This is a genomic window from Blautia sp. MSK.18.38 (assembly GCF_024460535.1).
GTDB classification, from domain to species: domain Bacteria; phylum Bacillota; class Clostridia; order Lachnospirales; family Lachnospiraceae; genus Blautia_A; species Blautia_A fusiformis.
Genome location: NZ_JANFYP010000002.1, coordinates 1 through 15,701 on the forward strand (window position 1 = coordinate 1; position 15,701 = coordinate 15,701).

Genomic DNA, 15,701 nt, shown 5'->3' on the forward strand with positions numbered 1-15,701 from the left:
AACCATGACGAGCACTGCGGCTGTGGCTGCGAGGATCACGAGCACGAACATCATGCTCACGAGCACCTTCACAACCATGACGAGCACTGCGGCTGTGGCTGCGAGGATCACGAGCACGAACATCATGAACACGAGCACCATCACAGCCATGGCGAGCACTGCGGCTGTGGCTGCGGGGACCATGAGCACGAACATCATGCTCACGAGCACCTTCACAACCATGACGAGCACTGCGGCTGTGGCTGCGAGGATCACGAGCACGAACATCATGCTCACGAGCACCTTCACAACCATGACGAACACTGCGGCTGTGGCTGCGAGGATCACGAGCACGAACATCATGAACATGAGCATCATCATCACCATGACGAGCACTGCGGCTGTGGTTGTGAAGATCCTAAACATGAACATCATGAACACGAGCATCATCACCATGACGAGCACTGCAGCTGTGGTTGTGAAGATCCTAAACATGAACATCATGAACACGAGCACCTTCACAACCATGACGAGCACTGTGGTTGTGTTTGCGGAGATCATGACCACCACGATCACTCCCACAATGCTCTCACCGCAAAGCGTGTCTACATTCTGGAGAACCTCGGCTGCGCTCACTGTGCTTCCAAAATGGAGGAACGGATTCAGGCTCTTGAAGGCGTCGAAAGCGCTACCATTACTTTTGCAACAAAACAGCTTCGCTTAGGGGCTGCAGATCCAGACGCTCTGCTTCCGCAGATCCGCAAGATCTGCACATCCATTGAGTCTGAAGTTAAAGTTGTTCCGAGAAATCCAGCTCCGGCAGCTTCCACTGACACAACAACTAAGACCTATCTTCTGGAGAATCTAGGCTGCGCTCACTGCGCTTCCAAAATGGAGGAACAGATTGCAAACCTTGAAGGCATTTCCGAAGCAACCATCACTTTTGCAACAAAACAGCTTCGCTTAACTGCAAAGAATCCGGATCGATACCTGGATCAGATCCGTAAGATCTGTACATCCATTGAATCCGAAGTTCTTGTAAAAGAAAAGGATCCGAAGCCAAAGGCTCAGTCCCCAAAAACAGTGACTCACACAACCGCTTCCAAGAAGAAATTTTTCTCCAGGGAAAACGTAGATATCATCTGTATTATCATCGGTGCAGTACTCTTCGTTGCCGGAGAGATCATGGAACACAAAGGCTTTGGTACCAGTGCCACTCTTCCTGTATTTGTGATCGCATACCTGGCGCTTGGGGGTGTTATCGTTGTAAAAGCTGCCAAAAACATCTCTCACGGACAGATTTTTGACGAAAACTTTCTCATGAGCATTGCAACACTTGCCGCTTTTGCCATCAATGATTCTGCTGAGGCCGTAGGCGTTATGCTCTTTTACCGCATCGGCGAGCTTTTTGAGGAAAAAGCCGTTGAACGAAGCCGCGGCCAGATCATGGATGCCGTAGACCTTCGTCCGGAAGTTGTAAACCTAGTCACAGGCGATGATATCCAGGTAATTCCCTCTGAAGAGGCTCAGATCGGAGACATTCTTCTGGTCCGTCCCGGAGACCGCATCCCTCTTGATGGTATCGTAATTGAGGGAAACAGCCGTATCGACACTTCTCCGATCACAGGAGAGCCTGTACCGGTTGCTGTAAATGAAGGTGATGAGATCACTTCTGGTTGCGTCAACACCTCCGGCCAGCTTAAGATCCGCGTGGAAAAACCTCTGGAAGAATCCATGGTCACTCGTATTCTGGATTCCGTAGAAAACGCGGCAGCAAGCAAACCGAAGATCGACCGCTTTATCACACGTTTTGCCAGGGTTTATACTCCTTGTGTTGTAGGAATCGCAGTGGCAACTGCCATACTCCCATCCCTTGTTACCGGAAACTGGCATTACTGGATCTACACAGCCATTACTTTCCTGGTAATGAGCTGCCCTTGTGCTCTTGTACTTAGTATCCCGCTGGCCTTCTTCTCCGGGATCGGTGCCGGTTCTAAAAAGGGTATCCTTTTCAAGGGTGGCCTTTCCATCGAAGGATTAAGTAAGCTCGGCGCTGTGATCATGGATAAGACCGGAACTATCACAGAGGGTAACTTCCAGCTTCAGAAGGTTGTTGCCACCGGTAAATACACGGAAAATGAACTCCTTTCCATGTGTGCAGGCTGTGAACAGAACTCCACACATCCTATTGCAAACAGCATCGTTGCTGCCGCAAAGGAACGTGAGATCCAATTTGAAAAACCGATCTCCCTGGAAGAAATTTCCGGTCACGGGATCGTTGCGGAAATGCCGGAGGGAAAAGTTCTCTGCGGAAATCGCAAGCTGATGGATAAATTCGGAGTTACAATCGGAGAATTAAAGGAAGCCGCTTACGGCTCTGAAGTATTTATGGCAGTAAACGGAACCTTCGCAGGATATATGCTGATCTCCGATACCATCAAACCTGACGCAAAGGAAGCCATTGCTTCTCTGAAAAAGCTTGGTCTCCACACCGTTATGCTCACTGGAGACTCCGAAGACAGTGCACAGGCTGTAGGAAAAGATGCCGGGATCGATGAGATCTATGCAAAGCTTCTTCCGGAGGATAAGCTCAATGCCCTAAAAAAGGTCCGCCAGGCACATGGAACGGTTATGTTTGTCGGTGACGGTATCAACGACGCTCCTGTTCTTGCAGGTGCTGATGTAGGTGCTGCCATGGGAAGCGGTGCAGATGCTGCCATTGAAGCCGCAGATGCCGTATTTATGAATTCCAATGTAGATGCGATCCCTCAGTCTATCGCCATTGCACGAAGCACAAACCGTATTGCATGGCAGAACGTAATATTTGCCCTGGTGATCAAGATCGCAGTTATGATCCTTGGTCTTGCCGGACATGCCAACATGTGGATGGCCGTATTTGCAGACACTGGCGTTGCCATGATCTGCGTGCTGAATTCCATTCGTATCCTGTATAAAAAATAAGATCCGTTCTGCAGGGCAGATATCCTGCAGCGGATCCCTGTGCATCCATACAACTCCCCAGTGATGCAGAAAAGAATTTGACCGGTGCGTTTTTTTCAGCTACAATAGAAGTTAACAGTTTGGAGGATGCGCAAATGAAGAAAACACATATAGATTACCCGATCAATGATGATACACTGTACCGGCTTGCCGACCTGTTCAAGGTTTTCGGTGATCCTACCAGGATCCGTATCCTGTACGTACTTTCTGTGGAAGAGCTCTGTGTTCAGGATATTGCCGATCGTCTTTCCATGACCCAGAGTGCCATTTCCCATCAGCTCCGGGTACTGAAGCAGATGTCACTGGTCAAATTTCGAAGAGATGGAAAAACCATTTACTACTCCCTGGCAGACAGCCATGTGGCAACCATCATGAATCAGGGTCTGGAACACGTTACAGAAGAATAACTCATAAAACACAATGCAAAAAGCCAATCTGCTTCCTAATGGAAGAACAGATTGGCTTTTTTCTCTGCCTTACTCGTGCATCATTTGTATTTATCCCTCGCCCTGTGGTGAAGCACCATCGCTCCGTATGCAGGCATCTTCACCTGAAGAATCCCTGCATCTGCAATATATTCTTCCGGCATTTCCGTATAACCCTCTCCGGAAGAAAGCATCAGGCGCTGAAAAGCCGTTGCTTCTTTCCGGCTTACACCGGTTTTCCAGGCTGTTACCCTTATGTCTCTCTCTTGATCCTGATTATTAAGGATCACTATGATCTGTTCAGAATCAGAAAAACGACCATAGCTCAAGCCCTGATGATCGTTCCACAGAAATTCCAGGGAACCCTTTGCAAGAATCGGATATGCCTTGTGTATGCAGATCATGCGTTTATGAAAGTCCAGCATCTCCTGGTCTTCTTTTCCCCAGGGATAAGTTCTGCGGTTATCCGGATCTGTAAAGCCGCAGACGCCGGCCTCATCCCCGTAATATACCGTAGGCGCACCAGGCCACGTCATCTGGATCACAACAGCCTCTCTCATAATGGCAGGATTGATGCCTGCAGATGCTGCCTCTGCGCCTGCGTAGGAAAGCCTTCCTACTCTGTGATTGGTCCTTGTCAAAAATCTGGAATGGTCATGGTTTGAAAGCTCATTCATGGCTCCATAAAGCGCTCCCATATGCAAAGACTGCATATGATGCTTCATCGCCCCGATAAAGGCCTCACTGTTGCCATAAAGGTCCTCCCGGTACTCATCACTGTGCTTCTCCATTCCGGTCAGGAACCAGGTTACAGGCTCCATAAAAGCGTCATAGTTCATAACCGTATCCCACTCATCGCCGCGAAGCCAGCTTTCCGGATTTCCGTAGTGTTCTGCAAGGATCACTGCATCAGGATTGGCTTCTTTTACTGTCCTCCGGAACTCTTTCCAGAAGTGATGGTTAAAATCATTGCTGTGGCCCAGATCTGCAGCTACATCCAGTCTCCAGCCGTCTACGTTATACGGCGGCGAAACCCATTTTCTGCCCACATCAAGAATCGTCCGGCAAAGCTCCTCAGATTCTTCGTAGTTCAGCTTTGGCAGGGTATCATGGGTCCACCAGCCGTCGTAGGTTGGATTATAGGGCCAGCGGTTCTGATCCTGGAAGCAGAAGAAAGAACGATAAGGGCTGTCCGCCGAAACATAAGCCCCCTTCTCGTAGCCTTCCTGATTTTCGTAGATCCGTTCCCTGTCCATCCATTTATTAAAGGATCCGCAATGGTTAAATACCCCATCCAGGATCACTTTCATCCCTCTTCTGTGAATTTCCTCCACAAGCTCCTGAAAAAGCTTATTACTGGCCTCCAAATTCCGTTTATCGGTCACACGGCGGATATACTTAAGGGCATGACTGTTATCACTGTCTCCGGGACTTAACAGACCATCACAGTCCGCTACGATCCTTCCGATATGCGGATCGATATGATCGTAATCCTGACAGTCATACTTATGGTTGCTGGGAGAGACAAAGACCGGATTCAGATAGATCACATCTACTCCAAGCTCCTGAAGATAATCCAGCTTATCCATAACTCCCTGAAGATCGCCGCCATAAAATTCCCGGACACCCATCACAGCCGGAACCTTTTCCCAGTTATCCACTTTTACGGAAGTGTCCCCGATATAGAAATATTCCCCTGTTTCCACATCATTGGAAGGATCTCCGTTACAGAAACGATCCACATAAATCTGATACATCACAGCACCCTTCAGCCACTCAGGCACATGATATCCGGGATAGATCTCAAATTCTGTCCTTTCCTCATGTCTGGTGCTTACACCATTTGTATCATAATAACAGGTAACAAGTCCTGAATGGATCTCAAAGTAATATCGTACAAGATTTTTTCCCATTACGATCTGTGCAGTATAATAATCAAAGCTTCCGGAAGTTTTTTCCCACTTCATTTCCAGATATTCTCCGTCATACACAAGACAGACGTTGTCCACATTATTTCTCTGGGTACGAAAACGGATCGTAACTGTATCACCTTCCCGTGGCTCCACAGGTGTACGGTAATATTCCGTCCCGTCACTAAACATTGCGTCTTTATTTAATACCGGACTCATATTGAGTATATACCGCATCTTCTTTGCAGTCTCCATGCTTTCATATAACATTCTATCTTCCTCATTCCGTTTTTAGTACCATGTTTTTAAATATATTATCTTAATTTTTTCCATCCCGCAAGCATATATATCTGTTTTCTCCGTAATCCGTCTTTATTTTTGGGCAGTAAAAAAGGCAGCTGGTTAAGCTGCCTTTTTTGGAGAAGGTATTTCTTCTTATGGGGTGTAGCAAAAACTATATAATGTATTGGGGGGGTTTTACGGTATTTATAGTACCATGTGTCCACCAAAAAGTGTGCACAAAGTTCACAAAATTCAATATTTTTTTTTGTGCATTTTATTCGTTTGTTTTTGCAACCTCTTCTTTTTCTGTTGTAAAAAGTGCTTCAAACTCTTCACGATGTATCTTTTCCTTCTCGAGAAGAAGGGCCGCACAGCTGTGAAGAACGCCGATATTCTCACGGATGATGCTCTCTGCATTCTCATGGCACTCACGGATGATACGGGAAATCTCCCCATCGATCTCTCTTGCCACTTCCTCACTGTAGCCTCTGGTATGTGCCAGATCACGGCCGATAAATACCTCATCGTCATCGTTGCCGTAAGCGATCAGACCGATTTTTTCAGACATACCGTATTTCATTACCATAGAGCGTGCAGTCTCTGTGGCACGTTTGATATCATTGGAAGCACCGGTGGTGATATCTCCGAAGATGATCTCCTCAGCCACACGTCCGCCAAGAAGCGTGGTGATATCCTCCAGCATTTTGTTCTTTGTATTAAACATCTCATCATTATCCGGCAGCGGCATGGTGTAGCCGGCAGCTCCCATTCCCGTAGGGATAATGGAAATGGTGTATACCGGATCCATATGAGGAAGTACATGGAACAGGATCGCATGGCCTGCTTCATGATAAGCTGTGATCTTTTTCTCTTTATCAGAGATGACCTTGCTCTTCTTTTCTGCACCGATCCCGACCTTGATGAATGCTTTCTTGATATCCTTCTGCATGATATAAGGACGGCCCTCTTTTGCAGCATCAATAGCCGCTTCGTTAAGAAGGTTCTCCAGATCTGCACCTGTAAATCCTGCGGTTGTCTGGGCGATCTGGCGAAGATCCACATCATCTCCCAGCGGTTTGTCCTTGGCATGGACCATAAGGATCTCCTCTCTGCCCTTGACATCCGGGCGTCCCACACCGACTTTACGGTCAAATCGTCCCGGACGGAGGATCGCAGGATCCAGAATATCCACACGGTTGGTCGCTGCCATTACGATGATTCCTTCATTTACTCCAAAACCATCCATCTCTACAAGAAGCTGGTTCAACGTCTGCTCTCTCTCATCGTGGCCGCCGCCCATACCGGTTCCTCTCTGACGGGCTACCGCATCAATCTCATCAATAAAGATGATGCACGGTGCATGACGCTTGCCCTCTTCAAAAAGATCTCGTACACGGGAAGCACCGACACCAACAAACATCTCCACGAAATCGGATCCGGAAATGGAGAAAAACGGAACTCCGGCCTCTCCTGCAACTGCCTTCGCGAGAAGAGTTTTACCTGTTCCTGGAGGGCCCACAAGGATCACGCCTTTCGGGATCCTGGCACCTACCTTGGTATACTTCTGTGGGGATTTCAGGAAATCCACCACTTCCTCCAGATCCTCCTTCTCCTCCTGAAGACCTGCAACATCCTTGAACGTTACTTTCTTATCATCAGGGGACGACATCCTGGCTCTGCTTTTTCCGAAATTCATCATCTTCGCATTGCTTCCGCCGCCTCCGGACATCTGCCGGTTCATCATCATAAAGAAAAAGAGAAGGATCGCGCCGGTAAGCACTACCGGAAGTACTGTTCCGATCATGGAGCTGTCCTTGGGTACATTGCGGATCGTCGGATCGATATCATGTTCTTCAAGAAGCGCCTCCGCTTCCTTTACATCGGTTACGTAGACTGTCTTCTGACCATCTGAAACAATGTTTGCTGTTACATAACCGGTGGGCACTTCTCTGTTCTGATGGATCACCGCATCCGTCACTTTGTCTTCTTCCAGAGCCTTTTCCAGCTGGCCCATTGTGTAGCTGCCCTGGGTAGATACCTGGTCATTGAGATACAGATATCCTGCGATCAGTGCCACAATAAGCAGAAGGTACAGGCCTATCTTACCTGAATGCTTGCTCACTTGGTTAAATCTCCTTTCAGTCCTGAAGCTCCACTACTCCGATGTAAGGAAGGTTTCTGTATTTCTGGGCATAATCAAGTCCGTATCCTACTACAAACTCGTCCGGAATATTGAAGCAGCAGTAATCTACCTCTACATCTGTCACACGTCTCTCCGGTTTGTCAAGAAGTGTACAGAGTCTGATGCTTGCCGGATGTCTGCCCTTCAGGATACGCAGCAGATAGCTTAAGGTTCTGCCTGAATCAATGATATCCTCTACGATCAGAACATCTTTCCCGTCCAGTGGCTGATCCAGATCCTTGACGATCTTTACAACACCGCTGGATTTCGTATCATCACCGTAACTGGACACAGACATGAAATCCAGTGTTACCGGGCGTGTGATCCTCTTGGCAAGCTCACACATAAAGAAAACGCCGCCTTTCAGAACGCAGATCATGTGTACATCTTTTCCGTCATAATCCTTGTTGATCATATCTGCAACTTCCTGGATACGGGCATCTACCTCTTCTTCACTGAGTAAAACCCTGATTTTTTCGCTCATGCTAAAGCTCCTCCTTGGTAATGTAATTCTAACACTCTCCCTGTAGTGGAAGTGATCTTATACTTCTCGTTCATCCGTCCTCCCGGGATCCAGAGTATCTCAGATCCTACCGCAACAACCGGAAGCCTGTCTCTTATCTCCGCCGGAATCTTCTCATCAATAAAGATCCGGTTCAGCTTCTTTCTTCCGCCTTCACTGTTTACAGTAAGATAATCTCCCTGTCTTCTGGTCCGAACGCATGGACTATTTTTTATTTTATCATAATCAAACCATTTCGTATACTTTTTTTCTTCAATCTTCTGTTTCTTATAAGAAAAAATTTTCGACTCAAAAACTCCGAAAGGACTTTCCAGAATTCCAGGTACCGGAAGCTCCATAGACATTTCTCTGAGACCTGCCGATACTTTTTTTTCAGTGGAAGCATCGTTCTCTCTGTCTGATGCAGAGTTCTTTTTCAGACATACCCCCCCGTACTGTCGTATTACCCGCAGCGATTCCGGAAGGTTGATATAACGACCGTTTTCTTTTTTTTGAAGCGAAAGGACCTGGTCCACATGAAGAGATGTAAAGTCCTTACGTTTTCCTGACAGTATCTCAAACGCCTCCATCACCGCATATTCCTGAAGGATAGGATCCTGTGCAAAAAATTTTTCATCCAGAAGATAGCCATTTTCTTTCCGGCAGCCTACCAGAAGCTCCCTTCCCTTTTTCTGAAGATACGAATCTGCCTCTGCCAGAACCCGTGCGGTTTCTGCCATATGCTCCACCGCTTTTGCATTGATCTTCTGTTCCATAGCCGGAAGAATATGGTTACGGATCCGGTTTCTTGTATAGTCATCTGAAAGATTGCTGCTGTCTGTGATATAGGAAATACCTCTCTCTTTCAGATAATTGACGATCTCCTTCCGTTCTAAACACAAAACCGGCCGGATGATCTCACCATTTACCGCCTGTATCCCAGAAAGTCCCCGGATACCGGTTCCCCTTGCCAGATGATGCAGCATAGTCTCTGCCAGATCGTTGCGATTATGTGCCAGCGCAACCCGGAACTGTCCGTTCTTTTTTGACTGTTCTCCGGAAAAACCAAGTCTCTTTTTTTCCTCCTGAAATGCCTGTTTTCGCACGATCCTTCCGGTTTCTTCTTCTCCCAGCTTCCACTTTCCGGAAAGCTCCGGAACCGGATAATGCCTGGACCGGAAAGGGATTCCCCAATCCCGGCAGATTTTTTCCACAAACTGCTCATCCCGGTCCGCCTCCTGGCCCCGGATCCCATGATGGACATGAACCACTTCCATGGAAAAACCGATCTCTTTCTGAAGACTTTTCAAAATATGAAGCATTGCTATGGAATCCGCCCCTCCGGAAACCCCTGCCACAACCATATCCTCTGCTTTCAGCATCCGATTGTCTCTGATATATTTTCTTACACGTGTGATCATTTTTTCTCCTGTAACCAAAAATACTCTATTTTTTCCACAATCCTGCCACAACTACTGTCATATCATCCCTAGCATGATAATCACTGTATCCCAGGACCCTTTCCAGTATTCCCCGTCCCATCTCCCTGGGCTCTTTTTCCCGGACATCCATAATGATCTCCTTCATAGTTTCCTCTTCCCGTTCTGTAGGAAGCGCATCCAGAACTCCATCTGTCATCATGATCAGATAATCTCCATGATAAAGCTTCCTTGAGGCAGTATCAAAATCCAGCTGCTGGACCAAGCCTGCTGCAAGATTTTCCGAAGCAATGGATTCCACCCAGTGATCTCTTTTAATAAATGTGGAAGACGCCCCTGCTTTCAGAAAATCACAGATCCCGGTATAAAGATCCACCGCACAGATATCGACAGTAGAAAACATCCCTTCCCGTCCTTTCAATAGCAGTGCGGAATTCACCATTCTGGCAGCTGTCTCCTGAGAAAAGCCGGATTCCAGAAACTGTTCCAGAAGTTCTACCACGATCTCGCTTTCTTTAAACGCTTCTATTCCGGAACCCATCCCATCAGACAGACAGAGAAAAAACCTGCCATCCTCTTCCTGACGACAGATATAATTGTCTCCGGAAACCTTTTCCGCTTCTCTTGTAAGCCGCGCTACTCCGTAAAGCATCTGATAACTGACATCCTCCACAAAATGGACCATACGAAAATCTCCATTTACAATACTGCGGCTGTCGGCGTCCGGCGTCATGGAGCTTCCGCAGATCCTGGACAGGATCTGTGCAATCTCTGTCATGGAAACACACTGTCCGCTCCTGGCTCTCAGATTCAGAAATATCTGCCGTCTTCCTTCGATCTTATCCATGACCCAGACATTCTTTACAAGTACATGCTTTTTACGAAGAGCCTTTTTCAGATCTTCCTGAAACTGCGGATCTGCCGGCATGATATCATACAGCTCTTCTGCCATATGATCCATGATCCTCGAGATTTCCGTCAGCTGCTGTGCAACTGCAAGCCGGCTTTCGATCATCCGGTTATCCCACACGAGATTCTGCCTTTCTTCACGAAATCCCTCATTCAGGACCTGAAAATACTGGGCGGAACGGCCACATGCTCCCATCCATTCACTGCGTGCTCTCTGGATACTCTCTTCATTGCCTTCCTCCATGGTACGGATCATATTCTCACTGCCCCGCATGGTTTCCCCGGCACGCTCTCCCCAGCAGATCTCTCTCTGATAACATCTGGAACATACAGCCGCACTGGTGTCCGATATGATACGGTTCAGCTGTCCTCCACTCAAAAATTCCTTACGGTAAGGCATTCCGTAGAATGTATCCGCAAGCTTCCGGAAGGATGCTGCATACCGTTCCACTTTTTCCTTCTGGGGATGGCTTTCACAAAGCGGCAGCATTTCTTCTTTTTCCTTCGTTTTTCCCGAAAAGACAGTTTTTGCCATGTCCCGGAGTATCAGCAGTATGCTGACTACGAGCATGGCAATGATCCATTCCTGCATATTTTCCCCTCCCCTTATAACCTTCACTGACTGAACATTATAAAGGAAGATCCCTGAAATATCTGTCAAAGCCGCACGAAAATGTCAAAAAAAATTTCGTCGAAACCTTTGATTTTCAGCTATTTTTCTTCCTGAAACACGATCTCGTTATCTTTCACAAGTCCCAGCTTCTCACGAGCCGCCTCTTCCACATATTCGTCGGTCTTCATATGTTCTTTCTCTGCTTCGATCTCCTTGGTACGTTCCTTCTCACTTTCAATGGACTTCTCCAGTGCTGTAGCTTTGGAATCATAATAATCCCTGCGCCGTTCCAGAGTCTTACTCTGTAGCATAAGGCTTCCCAGCAACACCAGTGCGATCACCATGATCCCCGCCATGCCAAGATAATTATATCCGATCCGTTTTTTTTCTTTTCCATTTTTTGGATTTTTCAATCTGCTGCTCCTTTTTTACACAATCTGCTCTCTTTACCTTTTACGAGCTTATACATCCAAATTTTACAACTTCTTCAAAAAAATATCAACCGGTTTGCTGTCATTTTAGCTTTAATGGAACAGTCTTTTTAAAAGGGATCCTTCTTTTTTGTCCTTTTTCCTGCCAAGATAGGTAAGACTGTCGATTTTTCCCTCCAAGCTAAGCTGCCCGCTTTTCAGATCAAGATGTTTTACATGAAGTCCTTCGCCTTTTATGGATAACTTTCCTTCCTCTGTATGCAGCAGTATTTCTTTTTCATCGAAAGAGATCACCTCCCGGATTCCCGTTATGGTGCCGCCTTTCTGCCGCTCCAGCATCAGACTGTGAAATGCTGCCGTTTTCTTCTCGTCCAATCCATACCTCCCTGGGGATGATTTCTCTTTTATTTTATGAAAAATCCATCCGGAATAGACCATCACGCCCAAACGGCAGCTGTCCCTGCATCAGATATAGCGGAACATGCTTTCCACCTCATCCTTTTTTACCGTTTCCTTAACTTCCAGGACTTCAACCTTTACATTACGGCTTCCAAACTGGATCTCCACAGTGTCACCGGTCTTTACCTGTACAGAAGCCTTGGCCGGCTTGTCATTGACCAGAACTCTTCCTGCATCGCAGGCTTCATTTGCCACCGTACGGCGTTTGATCAGTCTGGATACTTTCAGATATTTATCAAGACGCATAATTTTTCCTCCTAAAAAAGCAGGGGAAACCAAAAACCGGTTTCCCCTGCCGTTATCACTCTGAACCAACAGATTATTTACCGTTGACAACGTCCTTTAAAGCTTTTCCTGCTTTGAACTTCGGAGACTTGGAAGCCTCGATCGTCATGGTCTCACCAGTCTGAGGATTTCTTCCCTCTCTTGCAGCTCTTGTGCTTACTTCGAAAGTTCCAAATCCAACCAGCTGAATCTTCTCGCCTTTTTTCAGTTCATCTGTTACAACATCGATAAAAGATTTCAGAACAGCTTCTACATCTTTCTTGGAAAGATTGGTGTCTTTCGCCATTGCTGCCACTAACTCTGTTTTATTCATGGTGTTTCCTCCTATAATTGATGTTCTCTTATTTTTGACTTTGCTTTATATATATACCGCTTTTGGCTTATAATGTCAAGGTTTTTCGCATATTACAGGCGGAATGTGACCATTTTATCATTTCATGGAATCAACCATTTCAAGAACAGCCTTGCCCATTGCATCGGATTTCTCGTCTGCATCTGCAAGAGATGTTCCCTTAACGCCATAATAGAATTTTACCTTAGGCTCTGTTCCGGACGGTCTTACGCAAACCCATGCATCATCGGTAAGCTCATAGTAGAGAACATTGGAATTCGGAAGTCCTGTCGGCTTCTTCTCACCTGTTGCAAGATCTGTGATCTCATCCAGCTTGTAGTCACGTACAGCAGTCACCTTATGTCCGGCAAACTCAGCAGGCGGATTCTGACGAAGTGTTGTCATGATCTCCTGGATCTTCTGAAGACCCTCGATACCCTTCATGGTAACTGCCTGAATGGCATCCTTATAGTAACCGAACTCCTCATACATATCGATCATTGCATCCCAGAGAGTCTTGCCCTGTGTCTTATAGTAAGCAGCAGCTTCGCAAAGTGCCATGGTAGCAACAATGGCATCCTTGTCTCTTGCATAGGTTCCGATCAGGCAGCCGTAGCTCTCCTCAAATCCGAAAAGATATGTACCCTTGCCACTGTTCTCAAATCCGAGGATCTGCTGTCCGATGTATTTGAATCCGGTAAGTACTTCGATAAGATTCACGTTGTATCCCTTGGCAATGGCATCTGCCAGGTTTGTTGTAACGATAGTCTTTACAAGAGCTCCGTCCTCCGGAAGGCTTCCGTTTACAGCCTTTCTCTGGCTCAGCTCATAGTTTGCAAGAAGGCATCCGGACATGTTACCGGTAAGATCATGATACTCTCCGTTTTTATCCTTTACGCGGACGCCAAGACGGTCTGCATCCGGGTCTGTGGCAAGTACGATGTCTGCATCCACTTCCTTCGCAAGCTTCAGGCCAAGCTCAAATGCCTCTGCTGCCTCCGGGTTCGGATAGCTGACTGTCGGGAAATCCCCGTTCGGAAGCTCCTGCTCCGGTACTACATATACATTCTCAAATCCAAGCTCTTTAAGGATCCTTCTGGCCGGGATATTGCCGGTTCCGTGAAGAGGTGTGTAAACGATCTTCAGATTCCTGCCCTCTGCCTGGATCGCATCCATATGGATGATCTGTTTCTTAAGCTCTGCCATGTAAGCATCATCGACAGCCTGTCCGATCACTTCGAAAAGTCCTGCCTTTACTGCGTCTTCCTTGTCCATGGTCTTTACGGTATTCCAGTCGGAGATTGCCTTTACCTCGCCCATGATACCGGAATCATGAGGTGGTGTGATCTGCGCGCCGTCCTCCCAGTAAACCTTGTATCCGTTGTATTCCGGAGGATTGTGGCTGGCTGTTACGTTGATACCTGCCACACAGCCCAGATGACGTACTGCAAAGGAAAGCTCCGGTGTCGGACGAAGTGTCTCAAAGATATAAGCCTTGATCCCGTTTGCTGCCAGGCAAAGTGCTGCTTCCTGGGCAAACTCCGGTGACATATGACGGGAATCATATGCGATAGCAACTCCCTGGGATTTCTTGTCAACCTTGGCAATATAGTTGGCAAGCCCCTGGGTTGCTCTTCTTACCACATAAATATTCATACGGTTGGTACCTGCGCCGATGATACCACGCAGGCCTGCCGTACCAAACTCAAGATCCATATAAAAACGCTCTTTGATCTCATTTTCGTCGTCTTTGATCGCTTTCAATTCTTCTTTTGTCGCCTCATCGAAGTATGGGTTTTCAAGCCACTGATTATAGATTTCTTTATAATCCATGTTCCAAAATACCTCCCTGTTTCTTTATATAAGATACTTAATATTATATAACAATTTTCAGAAAAAGGGAAGTTTTGTTTTTGTCACATTCAGAATCATTACTGTCTGAAGCACTGTTTTGAAAATTCCTCCCACTGTTTTTTCTGATGGATCAAGGTTCTCAGCTTTTCCACATTTTTTCCGGAGATCACAGCCTTGTTATGTGTATAATAATGATTTGCCAGTTTCCAGTATTTTTCCGGATAACAGAACCGGACTCTCAGATTCTGCCACTCAGACTCCGAGAGCGGTCGTACGGAATCATATGCAGAAAGCATCTTCTGCGCGAGGTGCAGATCCCAGCTGTATTTCTCCAGGATTTTCCGCATAAATCGGTACAGATCTGCCATCTGCACATCAAAGCTCCAGTGACTGAAATTCGTCACCGCTGTGTTTTTCCCAAGTATCAGCACATTATGCTGATTATATTCGCCATGACAGATACTGCCACTTTGAAGAGACTGCTGCCGCAGATTTTTATAATCCGTGGTTTCCAGCATAGCTGCCGCTTCTTCTCCTTTTTGCAGAAACCATTCCACGCTTTTCAGATAATCCTTCTCAAAAGAATTGACCGCTCCTTTTTTTCGGATAAAACGGCGTATTTTTTTCATTTCCTGATTATGCCGGATATATTCTTCCTGCAGATTTCTTCCCGCATAATCCATTTCCACAGGAAGCTGCATGATCTTGTGGATCTGTGCCAGAGTCCGGATGCTTTTTAAAATATCGTTTTCGGATCTCGTGTCACATTCCCGTCCCTCAAACCAGATCTGTGCAGTATATGGAACAGAATCTTTGTCCCTGCTTACCAGTACGCCTTCCCTGTTTCTGAGATAGGCGTCCACAAGACAGTTCTGTTCTTTCATTTTTTCAAGAAGCTGCTGCTGCATGGAAAGCTTTTTTTCCGAGCCATGAAATTCCCGGAGTATCACCGGACCTTTTTCTGTCCGGCACAGAAGTGCCCCCCGCACCCTGCCGGAGAATGAAGCCGTAAGCCCATACTGCTCCAGCACGCTCAACCCATAATCATACAAAAAAGTTCCCCCCTGCCTTATTTTACGTTCTATTTTATGCAGGGGGGA

The 15,701-nt window shown here is 46.7% G+C and carries 14 protein-coding genes; 2 read left to right on the forward strand and 12 right to left on the reverse strand.

What is annotated here, in order from left to right; genetic code table 11:
- On the reverse strand, nucleotides 1–615 hold a 615-nt coding region (locus NE638_RS01460), incomplete at its 3' end, for a hypothetical protein (protein ID WP_173745699.1).
- A gap of 12 nt (nucleotides 616–627) precedes the next feature.
- Here NE638_RS01460 and NE638_RS01465 point away from each other — a divergent pair.
- Both NE638_RS01465 and NE638_RS01470 read left to right on the forward strand, forming a co-directional pair.
- The gene (locus NE638_RS01465; RefSeq protein WP_329984590.1) at nucleotides 628–2,940 is read left to right on the forward strand and encodes a heavy metal translocating P-type ATPase; all 2,313 of its coding nucleotides are present in this window, start codon (nucleotides 628–630) and stop codon (nucleotides 2,938–2,940) included.
- A 134-nt stretch (nucleotides 2,941–3,074) separates the two neighbouring features.
- The gene (locus tag NE638_RS01470) at nucleotides 3,075–3,386 is read left to right on the forward strand and encodes an ArsR/SmtB family transcription factor (RefSeq protein WP_022427364.1); all 312 of its coding nucleotides are present in this window, start codon (nucleotides 3,075–3,077) and stop codon (nucleotides 3,384–3,386) included.
- Between the two features lie 80 nt (nucleotides 3,387–3,466).
- Here the strand turns inward: NE638_RS01470 and NE638_RS01475 are convergent, their stop codons facing one another.
- From NE638_RS01475 to NE638_RS01525, 11 genes are all read right to left on the reverse strand, one after another.
- Nucleotides 3,467–5,584 (reverse strand): glycoside hydrolase family 13 protein, encoded by a 2,118-nt coding sequence (locus tag NE638_RS01475; protein WP_022427363.1) that lies wholly within the window; start codon nucleotides 5,582–5,584, stop codon nucleotides 3,467–3,469.
- A 286-nt stretch (nucleotides 5,585–5,870) separates the two neighbouring features.
- Nucleotides 5,871–7,718 carry an ATP-dependent zinc metalloprotease FtsH gene (gene ftsH, locus NE638_RS01480; RefSeq protein WP_022427362.1) on the reverse strand — a complete coding sequence of 616 codons (1,848 nt, stop codon included), beginning with the start codon at nucleotides 7,716–7,718 and terminating at the stop codon, nucleotides 5,871–5,873.
- Nucleotides 7,719–7,734: 16 nt separating this feature from the next.
- Nucleotides 7,735–8,262 carry a hypoxanthine phosphoribosyltransferase gene (gene hpt, locus NE638_RS01485; protein ID WP_015527123.1) on the reverse strand — a complete coding sequence of 176 codons (528 nt, stop codon included), beginning with the start codon at nucleotides 8,260–8,262 and terminating at the stop codon, nucleotides 7,735–7,737.
- Nucleotides 8,259–9,701 (reverse strand): tRNA lysidine(34) synthetase TilS, encoded by a 1,443-nt coding sequence (gene tilS / locus NE638_RS01490; protein ID WP_022427361.1) that lies wholly within the window; start codon nucleotides 9,699–9,701, stop codon nucleotides 8,259–8,261. Before tilS ends, hpt begins: the two co-directional genes overlap by 4 nt.
- A 25-nt stretch (nucleotides 9,702–9,726) precedes the next feature.
- Nucleotides 9,727–11,220: a SpoIIE family protein phosphatase gene (locus NE638_RS01495; RefSeq protein WP_015527120.1), complete on the reverse strand. Its 1,494-nt coding sequence runs from the start codon at nucleotides 11,218–11,220 to the stop codon at nucleotides 9,727–9,729.
- 119 nt (nucleotides 11,221–11,339) lie between these two features.
- The gene (locus NE638_RS01500) at nucleotides 11,340–11,654 is read right to left on the reverse strand and encodes an FtsB family cell division protein (protein ID WP_021650636.1); all 315 of its coding nucleotides are present in this window, start codon (nucleotides 11,652–11,654) and stop codon (nucleotides 11,340–11,342) included.
- 111 nt (nucleotides 11,655–11,765) lie between these two features.
- Entirely contained in the window at nucleotides 11,766–12,047 is a 282-nt protein-coding gene (gene yabP / locus NE638_RS01505) for a sporulation protein YabP (RefSeq protein WP_022427360.1), read from the reverse strand.
- Nucleotides 12,048–12,137: 90 nt separating this feature from the next.
- On the reverse strand, nucleotides 12,138–12,377 hold the full coding sequence (locus NE638_RS01510) for an RNA-binding S4 domain-containing protein (protein WP_015527118.1): 240 nt from the start codon (nucleotides 12,375–12,377) through the stop codon (nucleotides 12,138–12,140).
- A gap of 73 nt (nucleotides 12,378–12,450) precedes the next feature.
- A complete protein-coding gene (locus tag NE638_RS01515; protein ID WP_227573730.1) occupies nucleotides 12,451–12,744 on the reverse strand; it encodes an HU family DNA-binding protein in 294 nt (97 codons plus the stop codon).
- Between the two features lie 102 nt (nucleotides 12,745–12,846).
- Nucleotides 12,847–14,580 (reverse strand): phospho-sugar mutase, encoded by a 1,734-nt coding sequence (locus NE638_RS01520; RefSeq protein ID WP_015527116.1) that lies wholly within the window; start codon nucleotides 14,578–14,580, stop codon nucleotides 12,847–12,849.
- Nucleotides 14,581–14,678: 98 nt separating this feature from the next.
- Nucleotides 14,679–15,653 carry a hypothetical protein gene (locus NE638_RS01525; protein ID WP_022427359.1) on the reverse strand — a complete coding sequence of 325 codons (975 nt, stop codon included), beginning with the start codon at nucleotides 15,651–15,653 and terminating at the stop codon, nucleotides 14,679–14,681.
- Between the last annotated feature and the right edge of the window lie 48 nt (nucleotides 15,654–15,701).

What these genes read in the sequence shown, in the direction of transcription:
- NE638_RS01465 (WP_329984590.1), top strand. Translation starts at nt 628, where the DNA reads ATGGAGGAACGGATTCAGGCTCTTGAAGGCGTCGAAAGCGCTACCATT.
- NE638_RS01470 (WP_022427364.1), top strand. Translation starts at nt 3,075, where the DNA reads ATGAAGAAAACACATATAGATTACCCGATCAATGATGATACACTGTAC.
- NE638_RS01475 (WP_022427363.1), bottom strand. Translation starts at nt 5,584, where the DNA reads ATGTTATATGAAAGCATGGAGACTGCAAAGAAGATGCGGTATATACTC.
- hpt (WP_015527123.1), bottom strand. Translation starts at nt 8,262, where the DNA reads ATGAGCGAAAAAATCAGGGTTTTACTCAGTGAAGAAGAGGTAGATGCC.
- tilS (WP_022427361.1), bottom strand. Translation starts at nt 9,701, where the DNA reads ATGATCACACGTGTAAGAAAATATATCAGAGACAATCGGATGCTGAAA.
- NE638_RS01495 (WP_015527120.1), bottom strand. Translation starts at nt 11,220, where the DNA reads ATGCAGGAATGGATCATTGCCATGCTCGTAGTCAGCATACTGCTGATA.
- NE638_RS01510 (WP_015527118.1), bottom strand. Translation starts at nt 12,377, where the DNA reads ATGCGTCTTGATAAATATCTGAAAGTATCCAGACTGATCAAACGCCGT.
- NE638_RS01520 (WP_015527116.1), bottom strand. Translation starts at nt 14,580, where the DNA reads ATGGATTATAAAGAAATCTATAATCAGTGGCTTGAAAACCCATACTTC.